This is a genomic window from Sphingopyxis sp. Soil_C_28 (assembly GCF_057657055.1).
On sequence record NZ_JBDGJE010000001.1, the window covers coordinates 706,933 to 721,044 of the forward strand.

Here is a 14,112-nt window from a genome sequence, read left to right on the forward strand (position 1 = left end):
TCTATTCAGCGGCTAATAAAGTGGCGCACCACTGGCGGGCGATCGTCCGACTGGAAGGCCGCAAGCGCGTCCTGATGAACGCGGTCGGCGTTCGTGACGCGGTCGTGCTGGCGCAGATGCTCGAGCCAGCTTTCGACGGTGAAGGTCTCGACGACCGTCCCCGGCTGCGCGGTATCCTCATAAACGCCCCAGTGGATCGCGACGTCGCGGCGGCGAATGCGGCGCATCTCCTGAATCGCTGCAAAGAAATCGGAAACCTTGTCGGGCGCGACGCGATATTCGATCGTGACGAGCACCGGACCGCTGTCATGTTCGACTTGGCCGTCGACCAACGGGGTCGGCCAGTGCGCCGAGGGTGACAGATCGAGTGCGCTGGTGCGATCGAACGGGAACCGCCATGCGAGGATCACACCCGCGGCCGCGAGCAGCGCCGCAGCCGCGAGCAAGGTCGAAGGCACGCCGATGCGCGAGGCAACCGATCCCCACAGCGCCGACCCCGCCGCCATCGACCCCTGAAACACCAGGAGATAGATGGCGAGCGCGCGTGCCTTGATCCAGCCGGGCGAGGTCGCCTGCGCGCCGCCATTGAGCGACGCCATCATTGCGATCCACGCCAGCCCGGCGACAACAGCGTCGCCGAAGCCGACCAGAATCCGGTGGCCAGCGACAGCGCCGCCATCGCCGAGGCGAGCAGGATCGACGCCGCCAGCGTGATCGCATTCGCGCCCATCCGCCCGCGCAGTCGCGGCATCAGAATCGCGCCGCTGATCGCGCCCAGCCCCATGAACGTCAGCAGCCCGCCATAGCCCGCGGGGCCAAGGCCCAGATCGCGCCGCGCGATAATCGGCAGCAGCGCCCACAGCCCGCTGGCAAAAAGGAAAAAGCCGACCGAACGGATGAGAACGACCTGCAGTTCGGGCGCGCGCATCGCATAGCGCAGCCCCGCGCGCATCGCACCGACCATATGTTCGGCGGGCAAATGGCGCTCGGGTGCGGCGCGGCGCCAGCGGACAAGGACGATGATCACCCCGACCACCGACAGGGCATTGACCGCAAAGACCGCGGCGGGCCCCGACGCCGCGATGATGACGCCGCCGAACGCGGGACCGATCGCGCGTGCAATATTGACCCCGAGCGAGTTGAGCGCGACCGCCTGTTGCAGCGCCTTCGGTTGCACCAATTCGGGGACGATCGCTTGGAACGCGGGCGCCGAAAATGCGGCGCCGACGGCGATCACGGCCGTGAAGACAAGTAATACCCATGCCGTCGTGAACCCTGCCAGCGTGATCAGCGCCAGACCGGCAGCGCCGATCAGGCCGAACAATTGCGCCGCGATCAGCAGGCGGCGCCGGTCGACGATGTCGGCGAGGGCGCCGGCGGGCAGCGCGAGCGCAAACATCGGAAAGGTCGTCGCCGCCTGAACAAGCGCGACCATCAGCGGATCGGGCGACAGCGACGTCATCAGCCAGCCGGCGCCGACATCGTGCATCCAGGTGCCGACGTTCGACACGATCGTCGCGATCCACAAGGCCCGGAACATCGGGCTGGCGAGCGGCCGCTCGGCTTCGGATACAGCCGCGCTCATGCCCGACGCTCGCGCAGGATGGCGGCGAGCATCAACCCGCCGATCAGTCCGACATGCTCAAGGAATGCGTTGCGTTCATGAAAGCGCGCCATCGGATCGGCGACCTGCCAGAATGGATGCGCGATCAGCGTGGCAATCGCGGTGAACATGCCGAGCGCACCCGCGCCGAGCCATGCCTGGCGGCCGACGATGATCAGCAGCGAACCGCCGATCTGGACGAGGATCGTCACGGCGACGACAAGCGCTGCGGGTTCGAGCCCGAAATGCCGCGCCTCGCCAAGCGCACCGGCGAGATCGAAGAGCTTCGCGACACCGCTGGTCCAATAAGGCAGCGTGAGGAGCGTCGCGGCGAGCACCGCAAAGCGCGTGTCGCCGAGCAAGCGGGTTATGGGTACAGGCGCCATCGCTCAGACTGCCCAGCAGCCGCAACCGAACGCGCCCCAGAAACTCTGGACGTCGGCAGCGGGGACATTGGCGCCGAGCGCCGCGGCATGGTCGTGGCCATGCACGTTGCAGGAGGAAGCACAGCCGCACGCCGAAGCCATCTTCTGCGCGCCCTCGGGACGGCGATAGTGACCGCCGAAGGTCGCGACAGGCGACCAGTCGGGCATGGGTTTGGGCAGCGCGGGCGCAATGGGGCCATAGTCGCCCTCGCCATGTACGACCTTGCCGCCCAATATGGTGAGCACCGAGCGGAGGTGGACGATCTCGCTTTCGGCGACGCCGAAATAATCGCCCGAGAGCAAGGCGAGATCGGCAAGCTGACCCGCCTTGATCTGCCCCTTCTTGCCGACTTCGTTCGAGAACCAGGTGTTTTTCTCCGTCCACAGGCGCAGCGCCGTCTCGCGGTCGAGGCGATTGCGGACCGGATAGAGCGTCGCCCCGCCCAGCGTCGTTCCAGTGACCAGCCACGACAGCGAGACCCACGGATTATAGCTTGCGACGCGCGTTGCGTCGGTGCCCGCGCCGACGGGAATGCCGGCATCCATCATCCGCTTGATCGGCGGGGTCGCCTCGGCCGCCTTGGCACCATAGCGTTCGATGAAATATTCGCCCTGGAACATCATCCGGTGCTGAACCGCAATCCCGCCGCCGAGCGCGGCGATCCGGTCGATATTGCGTTCGCTGATCGTCTCGGCATGATCAAAGAACCAGTTGAGCTCCGATAGCGGGATGTCACGGTCGACCTTCTCGAAAACATCGAGCGCGCGACTAATCGTCTGGTCATAGGTGGCGTGGAGCCGCCATGGCCATTTGCGTGTCGCAAGGAGGCGCACGACGGGTTCGAGATCGGCTTCCATGCTGACGGGCATATCGGGCCGCTCGACGCGGAAATCCTCGAAATCCGCCGCCGAATAGACGAGCATTTCGCCCGCGCCATTGTGGCGATAGGTGTCGTCGCCGTCGCCGGGTTTCACTTGCGTCGACCAGCTGGCAAAATCCTTGAGCTCTTCCTTCGGCTTTTGCGTGAAGAGATTATACGCGATGCGCAGCGTCATCTCGCCGTCCTTGTGCAGCTTTTCGATGATCTGATAGTCGTCGGGATAATTCTGGAACCCACCCCCGGCGTCGATCACGCTGGTGACGCCGAGCGAATTCAGTTCGCGCACGAAATGCCGCGTCGAGTTAATCTGATAATCCTCGGGCAGCTTCGGCCCCTTGGCGAGCGTCGAATAGAGGATCGTGGCATTCGGCTGCGCGAGGAGCAGCCCGGTCGGGTTGCCCGCGGCATCACGGACGATCTCCCCGCCCGGCGGGTTCGGCGTATCCTTGGTGTAGCCGACGGCGCGCAGCGCGGCGGCATTGAGCAGCGCGCGGTCATAGAGATGCAGAATGAACACCGGCGTCTCGGGCGCAGCAGCGTTGATTTCGTCCAAGGTCGGCAGGCGCTTTTCGGCAAATTGATGTTCGGTGAAGCCGCCGACAACGCGCACCCATTGCGGCGGCGGCGTGTTTTGCGCCTGTTTCTTGAGCATCGCCATCGCGTCGGCGAGGCTGGGAACGCCGTCCCAGCGCAATTCCATATTATAATTGAGCCCGCCGCGGATAACGTGGATGTGGCTGTCGATCAGCCCCGGGATCAGGCGGCGGCCCTTTGCATCGATCACGTCGGCGTCGGGCCCGGCAACCGCGCGGACCGCCTGCTCGCTGCCGACGCTCAGAAATTTGCCGCCGCGGATCGCAACCGCTTCGGCGACCGGGTTCGCCCGGTCAAGCGTGGTCACCTTGGCATTGACGATGATCAGGTCCTTGGGACTCATGGCGAAGCTTTCCGATGCGGTGAGAAGGGCAGTCGTGGCGGCGCCGGCGAGCGCTTGGCGGCGAGTGATGGGGTTCATGCCTCGCGGTCGTTGCGCTGCGTGGGCGTACCCAATATTTGCGGCGCGCAATCCTCGCGGACGAATCGACTGAGTTCAGTCCGGTCCGCCATTCGCTTGGCAACCGGGATGATCTGTTCCCCGATCAACATGCCCGCCAGTCCGATAAGCGCGACAATCGGTGGAGCCGGAGATCGGACGCTGAGCAGGCTGTAAACGACGCCGACGAGCAAACCAGCACCCAACGACACTAGATAGACCTTCATTGCTTCATCCTCCTTAGATTGGTCGACGGGCTTGAACGAAGGCAAACGGACCGGGGCTCACCAATCGCGCCACAAAGGAAAAGTGTTGCCGTTTGTGTGCACGAGGCTTCGCGCAGCATGAGCAAGCATCTCGCAGGCTGACTTCAGTCGCTGGTTAGTACCCACAGTCTCTCGCGCAGTTCGGCATTTTGCTGTTCGAGCGCGCTGATCCGATCATGCAGCGGCTTCACAGCGACACTCACCTCTCGCTCCGAAAAGCGGGGGGTGATGTGCTGCGGGCAATTCCAGTCGTACGCGTCCAGCGTGAACCGAAAAACTCGCTCAGCGATGGCCCGGTAGGACCCGTCGGTCAGATTCGCTGTCAATTCACGATCAGCATCGCGTGCGAGCTTCTCGGCGCGGCCAAAAATCTTCAGCCGCGCCCGATCGCGATAGTCGACCAGGATCAGGCATATGCGGCTGTTTGCGAGCACATTGCCGGTACTGATATATTGCCGATTGCCGCGATAATCGAGAAAAGCGAGTGTCCTCTCATCGACCATCTTGAGAAAACCTGGCGGTCCTCCGCGGTGCTGGACATAGGGCCAGCCCGTCTCCGAAACTGAAGCCATGTAGAAACTGTCCCGCTCCGCGATGAACGCGGCCTCGCGCGGGGTAAACCGGTCGAACGCGCGTTTGCCCTTGAAGTCAGTCCAGAGCGTTTCGGCTCCCATCTCGATTTGGGCGGCGCGGACGCTGGGCGTCAGCGCTATTTCCATAAAACCATAAGGCATCGACTCCTCCTATTCGAGGCTCGCAATCCCAAACTCTGATCGTCAACCAAGCGTCTTTAGCTGGCCTCTCTCGCGGCCTGCTGCGCTCGCACATAACTCTCGGCGACCGCTGCATAATGAGGCGCGACAAGACCATATAATTTTCCAAGCTCAGCCGCCTCGGGGCGCGCCCAGGTGCGATGAAGTTCGGACAGCAGCGCATTGGTCGACGTGGGCGTGACACCGCCCTGAACGAAACGTGCGAGGGAAATCCGAGATGCCATCTCGCTTGGATCACCCGATGCGTCGAGCACGGCGTAGACATCATAGCCCGCTGCCTTGGCGTCGAGCGCAGGAAACATCACGCAAACACTGGTCCATACACCGGCCATGACGAGCGTCTTGCGCCCTGTTGAACGTACTTCAGCCACGAAGTCGTCATTGTCCCAAGCGTTCACCTCGCCTTTGCGCGGCACATAAACAGCGTGCGGCGCATGCTCGTGGATCTCGGGCATGAGCGGGCCGTTCGTCCCGGCAGGTTCGGATGCGGTCGTGATGACGGGAATTTTCAGGAGCGTGGCGAGCTTCGCGATCATTTCGACGTTCCGGCGAAGATCCGTGATCGAAATATCCTTCACTGTCTGGAACAGGCCCGATTGATGATCGAGGAGCAGGATCAGCGTGTCGGCTGGGTCGATCAACATCGCACCGCCGCCCGACGGAAGAACACTCGATTTCGATGTAAGGCTATTCATGATTTTTCTCCTCATATGTCGCGGGATTTGGCGGAACCAAATGGCGCGCCAGAAAATCGTGGATTAGCGGAATCATCTCATCCGCTTTGTCTTCGAGTGCGAAGTGTCCGGTATTGAGAAAGTGGAGTTCGGCATCGGGCAGATCGCGAAGAAAGGCGGTCGCGCCCTCGGGTGCGAAGATCGGATCATTTTCGCCCCACAGGATCAGTGCGGGAGGGCGATGCGCGCGGAAATAACGCTGAAACTCGGGATAGAGTGCCACATTGCTCTGGTAGTCGTAGATGATATCCAGCTGAATTTCGACACTGCCGGGCCGATCCAGAAACAGTTGGTCATGCAGCCATGCAGCTGGATCCACGCGCGTTTCGTCTTTCACACCGGAAAGATATTGAAACTTGGTTCCTTCCAGCGTGAGAAAGGGCCGCATGGCATCGCGATTCGCTTCGCTGCCATCGACCCAATAGGCACGAGTGGTGGTCCAAAATTCTTTCATGGCTTCTTCATAAGCGTTGCCGTTCTGGACGATTATTGCGGTAATCCGTTCAGGATGCCGCAGCGCCAGCCGAAAGCCCGTCGGAGCGCCATAATCCATGATGTAAAGCGCGTATGTTTCAGCGCCAAGTTGTTCGAGCAACGCGTCGATGATCTCGGCAAACTTTGCGAAACTATATTCGAAATCGCCGCGCGGCGGCATCGCGGAGAGCCCGAAACCGGGCAGATCAGGCGCGATGACGCGGTAGCGGTCCGCGAGGGCGGGAACGAGTTTGCGATACATATGCGACGAGCTTGGAAAACCGTGCAGAAGAACCAAAACGGGCGCTTTGGCGTAGCCAGCCTCACGAAAGAATATCTCGACGCCGTCGACGCTGATTGCCCGGTGGTGCGTAACCTGACGAGAGACCGCCTCCCACCCCATCAGTCAGATCCGGCTGCTGCCGCGATGAAATCGGCAACCGCCCCGGGGTGCGACAGCATCGCAGCATGACTGCTGCCGATCTCGGTGACGGCGGCTCCCGCGCGCTGGGCCATGCGACGCTGCGCGCTTGGCGGCACCATACGGTCGTCAGAGGCAACCATGTAATAGCTTGGTTTGACTCTCCAACTGGCCCTCCCGACGGTGGCCGTCACCGCGCCGAGCCCCCAAGGCAGTTGTGCGGCCGCCATAAAGTCAGCCTCCGCCGGATCGATGTCCGCCGCGAAGGCTTTATGAAATGCGGCGGGGTCGACGATCAGGTAGCCATCTTGCGGGGGAAGCAGTGGCGCCTTTGCTTCGCCGGACTCTGCCGGTACTTCATTCAGCATCGCGACGGACTCACCTGCATCGGGCACGAATGCCGCGATGTAGGCAATGGCCTTCACCTTTGGATTGTCACCGGCCTCGGTGATAACCGCGCCGCCGTAGCTGTGGCCAACAAGAAGAACTGGGTGGAGGGCAGACGCGATCACCCGCTCACAAGCGGCGACATCGCCTTCCAACGAGATCGTCGGGTGCTGCACAATCAGCACCTCAAAACCGCGGGCCGAAAGCAGGTCATATACCGGCCGCCATCCCGATCCATCGACAAACGCGCCATGGACTAGAACGATCGATAGGCTTTGTGCTTCAATTGCCAGGGCTACCGGTTTCTTGCTGGTCATGGATCTTTTCCTTTGCGGACGTAACGCAGGGCGTTCGACCCCGCGTCGCGCGTCATTTGCAGATCTTGCGGTCAAGAAAGTCCCGAATAAGCGGCGCCATAACGTCGAGCTTGTCCTCAAGTGCAAAATGGCCGCTATTGAGGATATGCATCTCGGCGTCGGGCAGATCGCGCAAATAGGGATGGGCGCCGGCTTCGGGAAAGATCACGTCGTTTTTGCCCCAGACAATTAGCGTCGGCGGCTTGCGCTCGCGGAAGAATGCCTGGAATTGCGGGTAGAGCGGCACATTGCTGCCATAGTCGCCAAGCAGATCGAGCTGGATGTCTTTGTTGCCGGGCCGATCGAGGAGCGCCTGATCGACCACCCAATTGTCCGGGCTGATCCGCGCGACGTCGCCCATGCCATCGGTATACTGGAACTTGGTCGTCTCGAGCGTGAGGAGACCGACGAGCGCTTCGCGGCGTGCAGGCGTCTTTTCCGCCCAATAAGCCTTGATCGGATCCCAGAAGGCCGCGAGACCTTCGGTATAGGCATTGCCGTTCTGGACGATCAGGCTTTCGACGCGCTCGGGATGTTTGAGCGCGAGCCGGTATCCGATGGGCGCGCCATAATCCATGACGTACATGCTGTAGCGTCCGGCGCCGACCTTCTCGGTCAGCTTTTCTACGATATCGGTGAGGTTCGCGAAGGTGTAGGCGAACGTCTTGTGATCGGGCGCATCGCTCTGGCCGTAGCCGGGATAGTCGGGGGCGATGACGCGATAGCGGTCCGCGAGAAGCGGAATGAGATTGCGGAACATGTGCGACGAAGTCGGGAAGCCGTGAAGCAGGAGGATGACCGGTGCATCCTTGGGGCCGGCCTCGCGATAGAAGACTTTCACGCCGTCGATCGATACCGACTTGTAATGAATAACAGGTATCGACTTTACGGGCTGCCCGGATTGCGGAATAGAGCATCTTTCTTCAGCGATCGCCGGTGTTGCAATAGCTGAACAAAGCGCCGCAATTAATATGAGCCGTTTCATGTTTCCCTCCGCTTGCATCTTATCCAATGTCATGGGTAAAACGCTTCTCAGTGCGGATACAATGCCTACTTGGTCGTTGTTTTTTATTCAGAGATCTAGCGAAACTCGACCTTCGTCTAGCCTCGGCGCCGCGACCATTTGCCCTGTCGAGACCTTAGCGATGGCGCCTGCGATGGCGCGAGCCGTGTCTAGCGGGTGAAGCAGACTTCGAGCACGAGGGTACGCGGCGGCGTTATGGTCGACCTCGGTTCGCCAAGTACAACGAAGTTATGGCCTATCCGGCGCTCATTCGTGAGATTCTTCGCAAGGAGCCCAATCGACCAACGACGATCGGCGGTCCGATAAGCCAAGCGGCCGTTGAAGAGGTGGGTGGGCGCGCGCGAAAAAGCCGTCAAATTCCCCGGCTGGTGGTACAATCGGCTCATATGCTCATATTCTCCGCGGACCGCGAATTCGGCCCCGCTTTCGAGCCGAAACGCATATTGTGCGCCAAAACTGGCTTTCAGCTTGGGCGCCCGATTCAGCCTGGTGCCTGAATAATCAGCCAAGGTCACAGGATCGATAAATTCACCGTATCGGGCGTCGAGAACAGCAGCGATGGCGGTGAGATCAAGGCCCCGTATCGGCTGCGCCGACATCTCGAGCTCCAGCCCGTCCACGCGCGCATTCGCTGCATTCCTGACAATCAAAAACCCAAACGCATCGGTCGTGCGTACTTGCAGATCCTTATAGTCATAGTGAAAAGCCGTGATGTTCACCCGCAGGTCGTCGTTGAACCAGTCGCTCTTGATACCTGCTTCAAACGCTTCGAGCGATTCCGGAGCGAAAACGTTGGGGACCGGGGTAGTTATAAGGCTGACCGAGGTCGAGCCGCCGCTTTTGAAACCGTCCGAATAGCTCGCATAGACGAGGAGATTATTAGAAGCCCGATAGTCAACCGCGATGCGCGGCGACACGTCGGTCCAGCGGGTTTTTTGCCGCGAACGCGGGTAGCTGCTGAAAAGTGGCGGGATATCAATCGTGAATTGCTGGTTGAAGGTGAATATCTTCTGCTCTTTGCTCCAACGCAGTCCGCCGCTGATCGTCAACTGATCGGTTAACTTAAAACTGGCTTGTCCAAACAGAGCGAAAGCCTTGGTGCGGTTCGTCGCTTCGATCGTCTGCGTGGTAGGGCTCGGCAGGCCCAAATTCTCGGTGAAGTCTAGGAAAATGGGGCTAAACGTGTCTGCATCCTCTTGGAAAAGATAGATGCCCGCCAGCCATTGGAGGCGCGTCTTGGGGGCCGAGTTCAATCGTAGTTCCTGGCTCCACTGCGCGGTTGCGTCAAATTGACTGAACTGAATTGCCCTCGTTGGGCCAGCATCGGTGTCGATGACATTTGTCAGCCTGGCTTCGCGGTATCCGGTCACCGATATCAGCTTTACCGATCCCAGATCATAAGCGGCATCGAGCGAAACGCCCCAATAGTCGCGGTCTTCTCGCGGAGCGGAGTCAAGCTCGATACGCTCAGGATCGAAGTTTGCGCCCAAGCTGCTGTGCACAACCACTGGCATGTTGTGATACCCGCGATCGGCATTCAGTTGCACATCGAGCGATGGACTTGGGTTCCAGCGCAGCGCTGTCCTGACCGCGAAACTTTTCTCGGGGTCGAGGTCTGCGCCCGACCGCGCCTCTTTTGTATAACCCTCGCGCCGACTTGTGGCCAAGGCGATCTTCCCGAAAAAATTGCCGCCTAGTGGTCCCATGGCAAGTGCTTGAGCTCCCCAAGCGTCGTAATTTCCGTATCGCGCCTCGCCCTGAACTACGACTTCAGGCCCGGGGCGTCGGCTTATGACGTTGACCGCACCGCCGGTCGCGTTTCGGCCATAAAGCGATCCTTGCGGACCGCGCAGGACCTCGATCCGCTCGACGTCGACCAGCTCGAACAGATTCATATAAGGGCGCGCAAGATAGACTCCATCGAGATACACCGCGATCGGCGCGTCCGCCCCGATACCGAGATCATTTTGCCCCACCCCCCGGATCGAGATTGGCACCGCGCCTTGACCCTCGCCCGTGCCGATGGTCAGGCCGGGCGTAAAAATTGCGACATCGCGAAGGTCGCGAACGCCGCTCCGCTCCATCTGTTCGGCAGAGTATGCCGAGATCGCAATCGGCGTGTCCTGCAGCCGCGTCTCCTGCCGCGTCGCGGTGACGACGATGTCGGTTTCGTGTTGTTCAAGCGATTGGGCCGACGCGTCTGCCGACACCACAAAGCTCGTGACCAGCAAGCCGATACGAAAAAACGCCAGCTCCCTCTGCAACATTTCCGCCCCCCTGGTCATAGTTTACGGCATCGCCTTGCCCCGCCAGCCCGAGCGGCGCCCTTGTCCTGCTGCGGTCAAAGACAGGTGTCTTTCGGTCCTTTCGCGCTAGTCACCCTGACAGGCTGTCTCAAGGGGCTCTTCGTCGCAATTTCGTAGCCGAAGGTAGGAGGCCTATCGACCTTGGTCGAGATGGATGAGGCGCCTTGAACCTCCTAAGCTCCTTCGTGGCTTGCAGTGACGGCACAGCGAAGGATATGGCTTTCAGCGACCGGCCCAGACAACGGTTTGTTTCCCGGACAGATGGAAAGGGCTTCGCGTGAATGCTCATCCGCCGCTCGCTGCACCTGGCGAAGACGCGCCGCAATCCCGGAGCCTTGGCCCGCAAAAGCCTTGGGAGGAGCTCAATGATATTGAGCGCCTCGTAAATCTTCCAAAAACCTGGGCCGGACTTGATCCTACCGCGATTGCCGAGAGCGTCATGCAGACGTTGCTCGATATGCTCGATCTGGACTTCGTAGCAATTCAGTTCAGCGACGCTACGCCCATCTTCCTGCACTTTAGCGGTCCGCCTCGCTCGGCGCCGTATCGCGCGGAAGTCAGCGACGCGATTGAGCGCTGGTTGCTTTCCGAGGCACTTGATCGTGAGGCGAGCCTCTCCTTTGCCGGTCATAGTTTCGCGATCACATGTTCACCGCTCGGGCATTTTGCCAACGTGGGAGTCCTTGTGGCTGGCGCACGGCGGTCGAATTTTCCGCTATTAGAAGAAACGCTTCGGCTCGATCTTGCTGCATCTCAAACCGGGCTTGCGTGCCGTGAAGTGCGTGAACTTAGCGATCGAAGTACCCCTGTTGATACGCGAACCGAGAAACCGACAGGCGACGCGCTTGCTGAAAACGAATGGCGGCTGAACCTCATCATCAACACGATGCCCGCAATGGCATGGTCATCCACCCCCGACGGAATGATCGATTTCGGTAATCAGCATTTTCTGGATTTTATCGGCGGTCCTTTCGAGGAGATAGCCGGCCTGAATTTTTATCGGATTTTTCACCCCGACGATACGCCTAAGCTCCTTGCTGCCTGGCAAGAGATTATGGCGACGAAACGCAGTCAGGATATCGATGGCCGGCTTCGGCGCGCTGACGGGGAGTTTCGCTGGTGTACACTTCGTCAGAAGCCGCTGTTGAATGAGAGCGGCGAGGTCATAAAATGGTACGGTCTGGTGTTCGACATCGAGGATCGAAAACGAGCGGAAAATGCCCTTCGGGAAACCGAGAGCGCGCTTCTAGCAAGTGAGCAGAATCTCAATCTCATCATCAATTCGCTTCCGGTTCTCGCATGGTCTGCTCGGCCCGACGGGACCGCCGATTTTATCAATCAAAGCTGGCTCGATTATGCCGGCGTATCGGAAGATCAGATTCTCGAGTGGGGGTTCCAGGATCTCTATCATCCGGATGACATTGACGGGATGATGGACATCTGGATACGCGATCTCGAAACTGCGGGAGCAACGTTCCTCAAAGGACGCATTCGCCGGTGGGACGGTGAATATCGCTGGTTCTACTTCTCCGGACGCAAGTTCACTGACGCGAACGGCGTTGAACGCTGGTTCGGGGTAAATGTCGATATCGAGGATTTGCAGCGCGCCGAGGATGCCCTCAAAGCCAGCGAGGCAGCATTGCGGGAGAGCGAACGGCGCTTGCAGCACATTATCGATACGATCCCGGGCTTAGTGTGGTCATCTGACGCCCATGGCTCCGTTACCTTTCTGAGCCAGAGTTTTCTCGACTACATCGGCCTGGGTCCCGAAGAAGCGAGCGACGGCGGCTGGGCCGCTGCCTTGCACCCGGAGGACGCGCAAGCGCACCTCAAAACATGGTCCGCGGTCATGGCTTCTGGCCGACAGGGCGAATGTGAGGCCCGCCTGCGCGGTCGGGACGGACGGTATCGCTGGTTTTTGTTCCGCGCGAACCCGTTTTACGACGAGGCAGGCGATTTGACCCAATGGTCGGGCGTCAACATCGATATTGAGGAACGCAAACGCGCGCTGGAAAATTTACGGCAGAGCCAGACAGACCTCGCCCATGTCACTCGCATGACGACCATGGACGAACTGGCCGTCTCCATCGCACACGAAATCAATCAACCGCTGATGGCTGTTGTGACCAATGCCGGAACCTGCTTGCGCTGGCTGGAAGAGGCGCAGCTCGACCTTGTGCTGGCGCGGCAAGCCGCTGAGCGGATTGTTCGTGACGGCCACCGTGCCGGCGACATTATTGCGAGCATCCGCGCGCTCGCGCGCAAGGCACCTCCGGATATGGTGCCCATCCTACTCAACCAGGTTGTTCAGGAAGTCCTGGACCTCTTGGGCGGCGAGCTGCGACGGCGGGGCGTGCGGGTCGAAACGGAATTTTCCTCCGAGCCGCTCCGCATCATCGGCGATAGTACGCAGTTGCAGCAAGTGGTTCTAAACGTGGTGCTGAACGGGGTGGATGCGATGGAAGCGAAGGACAAGGAAGATCGCCGATTGTCGATCCGTACCCTTGCGGCCGACCTTCACGCCGTGGTGGAGGTGGCGGACAGCGGCGTTGGATTGCGTTCAGGGCAAGAGGGAAAAATTTTTGAAGCCTTCTTCAGCACGAAATCAAAAGGAATTGGCATGGGACTCGCAATATGTCGCTCGATCATCGAAGCGCATGGGGGCAAAATTTGGGCGAACGCGAATCGCCCAAGCGGAAGCATTTTCAGCTTTTCGGTTCCGCTCCAGCAACGGGTAGATGTCATTGTCTGACCACCGCTCAAACGACGAACCTGTCGTCGTCGTTATCGACGATGACGATAGCGTGCGAGAGGCTCTCCAAGGCCTGTTTCAATCGGTCGGTTTACGGACGGAATGCTATGGTTCGGTGCAAGATTATCTCGCGATCGACCGAGTTGGCCGTGCGGGATGCATTGTACTCGATATTCGCCTTCCGGGCATGAGCGGTCTGGAATTTCAGGAAATTTTGGCAACTGACGAGATCCCCGCGTCGGTGGTCCTCGTAAGCGCGCATGTCGACGTCCAGATGGCGGTTCGTGCGATGAAGGCAGGCGCGGTCGACGTTCTCACCAAACCGGTCCGAGAACAAGACCTGCTGGAGGCTGTCAATCAAGCCATCGCCCAAGATCAACAGAGGCGCGGCGACATCTCGCGTGGTGCGGCGCTGCAGAGCCGCTATGCCACGCTGACCGAACGTGAGCGCCAAATTATGGGATTGGTCGCCGCGGGCCTTCTCAACAAGCAAATCGCTGAAAAAATCCATATTACGGAGGCGACTGTGAAGCTTCACCGTGGTCAGATGATGCGGAAAATGGAAGCTACGTCAGTTGCTGATCTAGTAAGAATGTCAGACGCCATAATGCTGGGTCATTAACGCATTGAGCGTTCGGCCGGTCTTCGTTTCGGGAATGGCTACCTCCGCGATCCTA

At 60.0% G+C, this 14,112-nt stretch carries 11 protein-coding genes and 1 pseudogene; 2 read left to right on the forward strand and 10 right to left on the reverse strand.

Annotated features, from left to right (window positions below):
* Nucleotides 1–5: 5 nt before the first annotated feature.
* The 10 genes and pseudogenes from AC3A43_RS03310 to AC3A43_RS03355 all read right to left on the reverse strand — a co-directional run bounded on the left by AC3A43_RS03310 (nt 6) and on the right by AC3A43_RS03355 (nt 10,662).
* Nucleotides 6–1,585: pseudogene (locus AC3A43_RS03310) on the reverse strand (MFS transporter).
* The gene (locus tag AC3A43_RS03315) at nt 1,582–1,989 is read right to left on the reverse strand and encodes a DoxX family protein (RefSeq protein WP_487791110.1); all 408 of its coding nucleotides are present in this window, start codon (nt 1,987–1,989) and stop codon (nt 1,582–1,584) included. Before AC3A43_RS03315 ends, AC3A43_RS03310 begins: the two are co-directional and overlap by 4 nt.
* Before the next feature lie 3 nt (nt 1,990–1,992).
* Nucleotides 1,993–3,924: an amidohydrolase gene (locus AC3A43_RS03320; RefSeq protein WP_487791111.1), complete on the reverse strand. Its 1,932-nt coding sequence runs from the start codon at nt 3,922–3,924 to the stop codon at nt 1,993–1,995.
* Nucleotides 3,921–4,169: a XapX domain-containing protein gene (locus AC3A43_RS03325; protein ID WP_487791112.1), complete on the reverse strand. Its 249-nt coding sequence runs from the start codon at nt 4,167–4,169 to the stop codon at nt 3,921–3,923. Before AC3A43_RS03325 ends, AC3A43_RS03320 begins: the two co-directional genes overlap by 4 nt.
* A gap of 143 nt (nt 4,170–4,312) precedes the next feature.
* Nucleotides 4,313–4,942 carry a pyridoxamine 5'-phosphate oxidase family protein gene (locus AC3A43_RS03330; protein WP_487791113.1) on the reverse strand — a complete coding sequence of 210 codons (630 nt, stop codon included), beginning with the start codon at nt 4,940–4,942 and terminating at the stop codon, nt 4,313–4,315.
* A 56-nt stretch (nt 4,943–4,998) separates the two neighbouring features.
* Entirely contained in the window at nt 4,999–5,676 is a 678-nt protein-coding gene (locus tag AC3A43_RS03335) for an isochorismatase family protein (RefSeq protein WP_487791114.1), read from the reverse strand.
* Complete coding sequence (locus AC3A43_RS03340; protein ID WP_487791115.1) at nt 5,669–6,592, reverse strand: alpha/beta fold hydrolase; 924 nt, start codon at nt 6,590–6,592, stop codon at nt 5,669–5,671. Before AC3A43_RS03340 ends, AC3A43_RS03335 begins: the two co-directional genes overlap by 8 nt.
* Nucleotides 6,592–7,314 carry an alpha/beta fold hydrolase gene (locus AC3A43_RS03345; RefSeq protein ID WP_487791116.1) on the reverse strand — a complete coding sequence of 241 codons (723 nt, stop codon included), beginning with the start codon at nt 7,312–7,314 and terminating at the stop codon, nt 6,592–6,594. Before AC3A43_RS03345 ends, AC3A43_RS03340 begins: the two co-directional genes overlap by 1 nt.
* Before the next feature lie 52 nt (nt 7,315–7,366).
* Nucleotides 7,367–8,338 carry an alpha/beta fold hydrolase gene (locus tag AC3A43_RS03350; protein WP_487791117.1) on the reverse strand — a complete coding sequence of 324 codons (972 nt, stop codon included), beginning with the start codon at nt 8,336–8,338 and terminating at the stop codon, nt 7,367–7,369.
* 188 nt (nt 8,339–8,526) lie between these two features.
* Nucleotides 8,527–10,662 carry a TonB-dependent receptor gene (locus AC3A43_RS03355; protein WP_487791118.1) on the reverse strand — a complete coding sequence of 712 codons (2,136 nt, stop codon included), beginning with the start codon at nt 10,660–10,662 and terminating at the stop codon, nt 8,527–8,529.
* Nucleotides 10,663–10,960: 298 nt separating this feature from the next.
* Between AC3A43_RS03355 and AC3A43_RS03360 the strand changes: the two genes are divergently transcribed.
* Complete coding sequence (locus tag AC3A43_RS03360; RefSeq protein ID WP_487791119.1) at nt 10,961–13,435, forward strand: PAS domain-containing sensor histidine kinase; 2,475 nt, start codon at nt 10,961–10,963, stop codon at nt 13,433–13,435.
* A complete protein-coding gene (locus tag AC3A43_RS03365) occupies nt 13,422–14,057 on the forward strand; it encodes a response regulator transcription factor (protein WP_487791120.1) in 636 nt (211 codons plus the stop codon). Before AC3A43_RS03360 ends, AC3A43_RS03365 begins: the two co-directional genes overlap by 14 nt.
* The last annotated feature ends 55 nt before the right edge of the window (nt 14,058–14,112 follow it).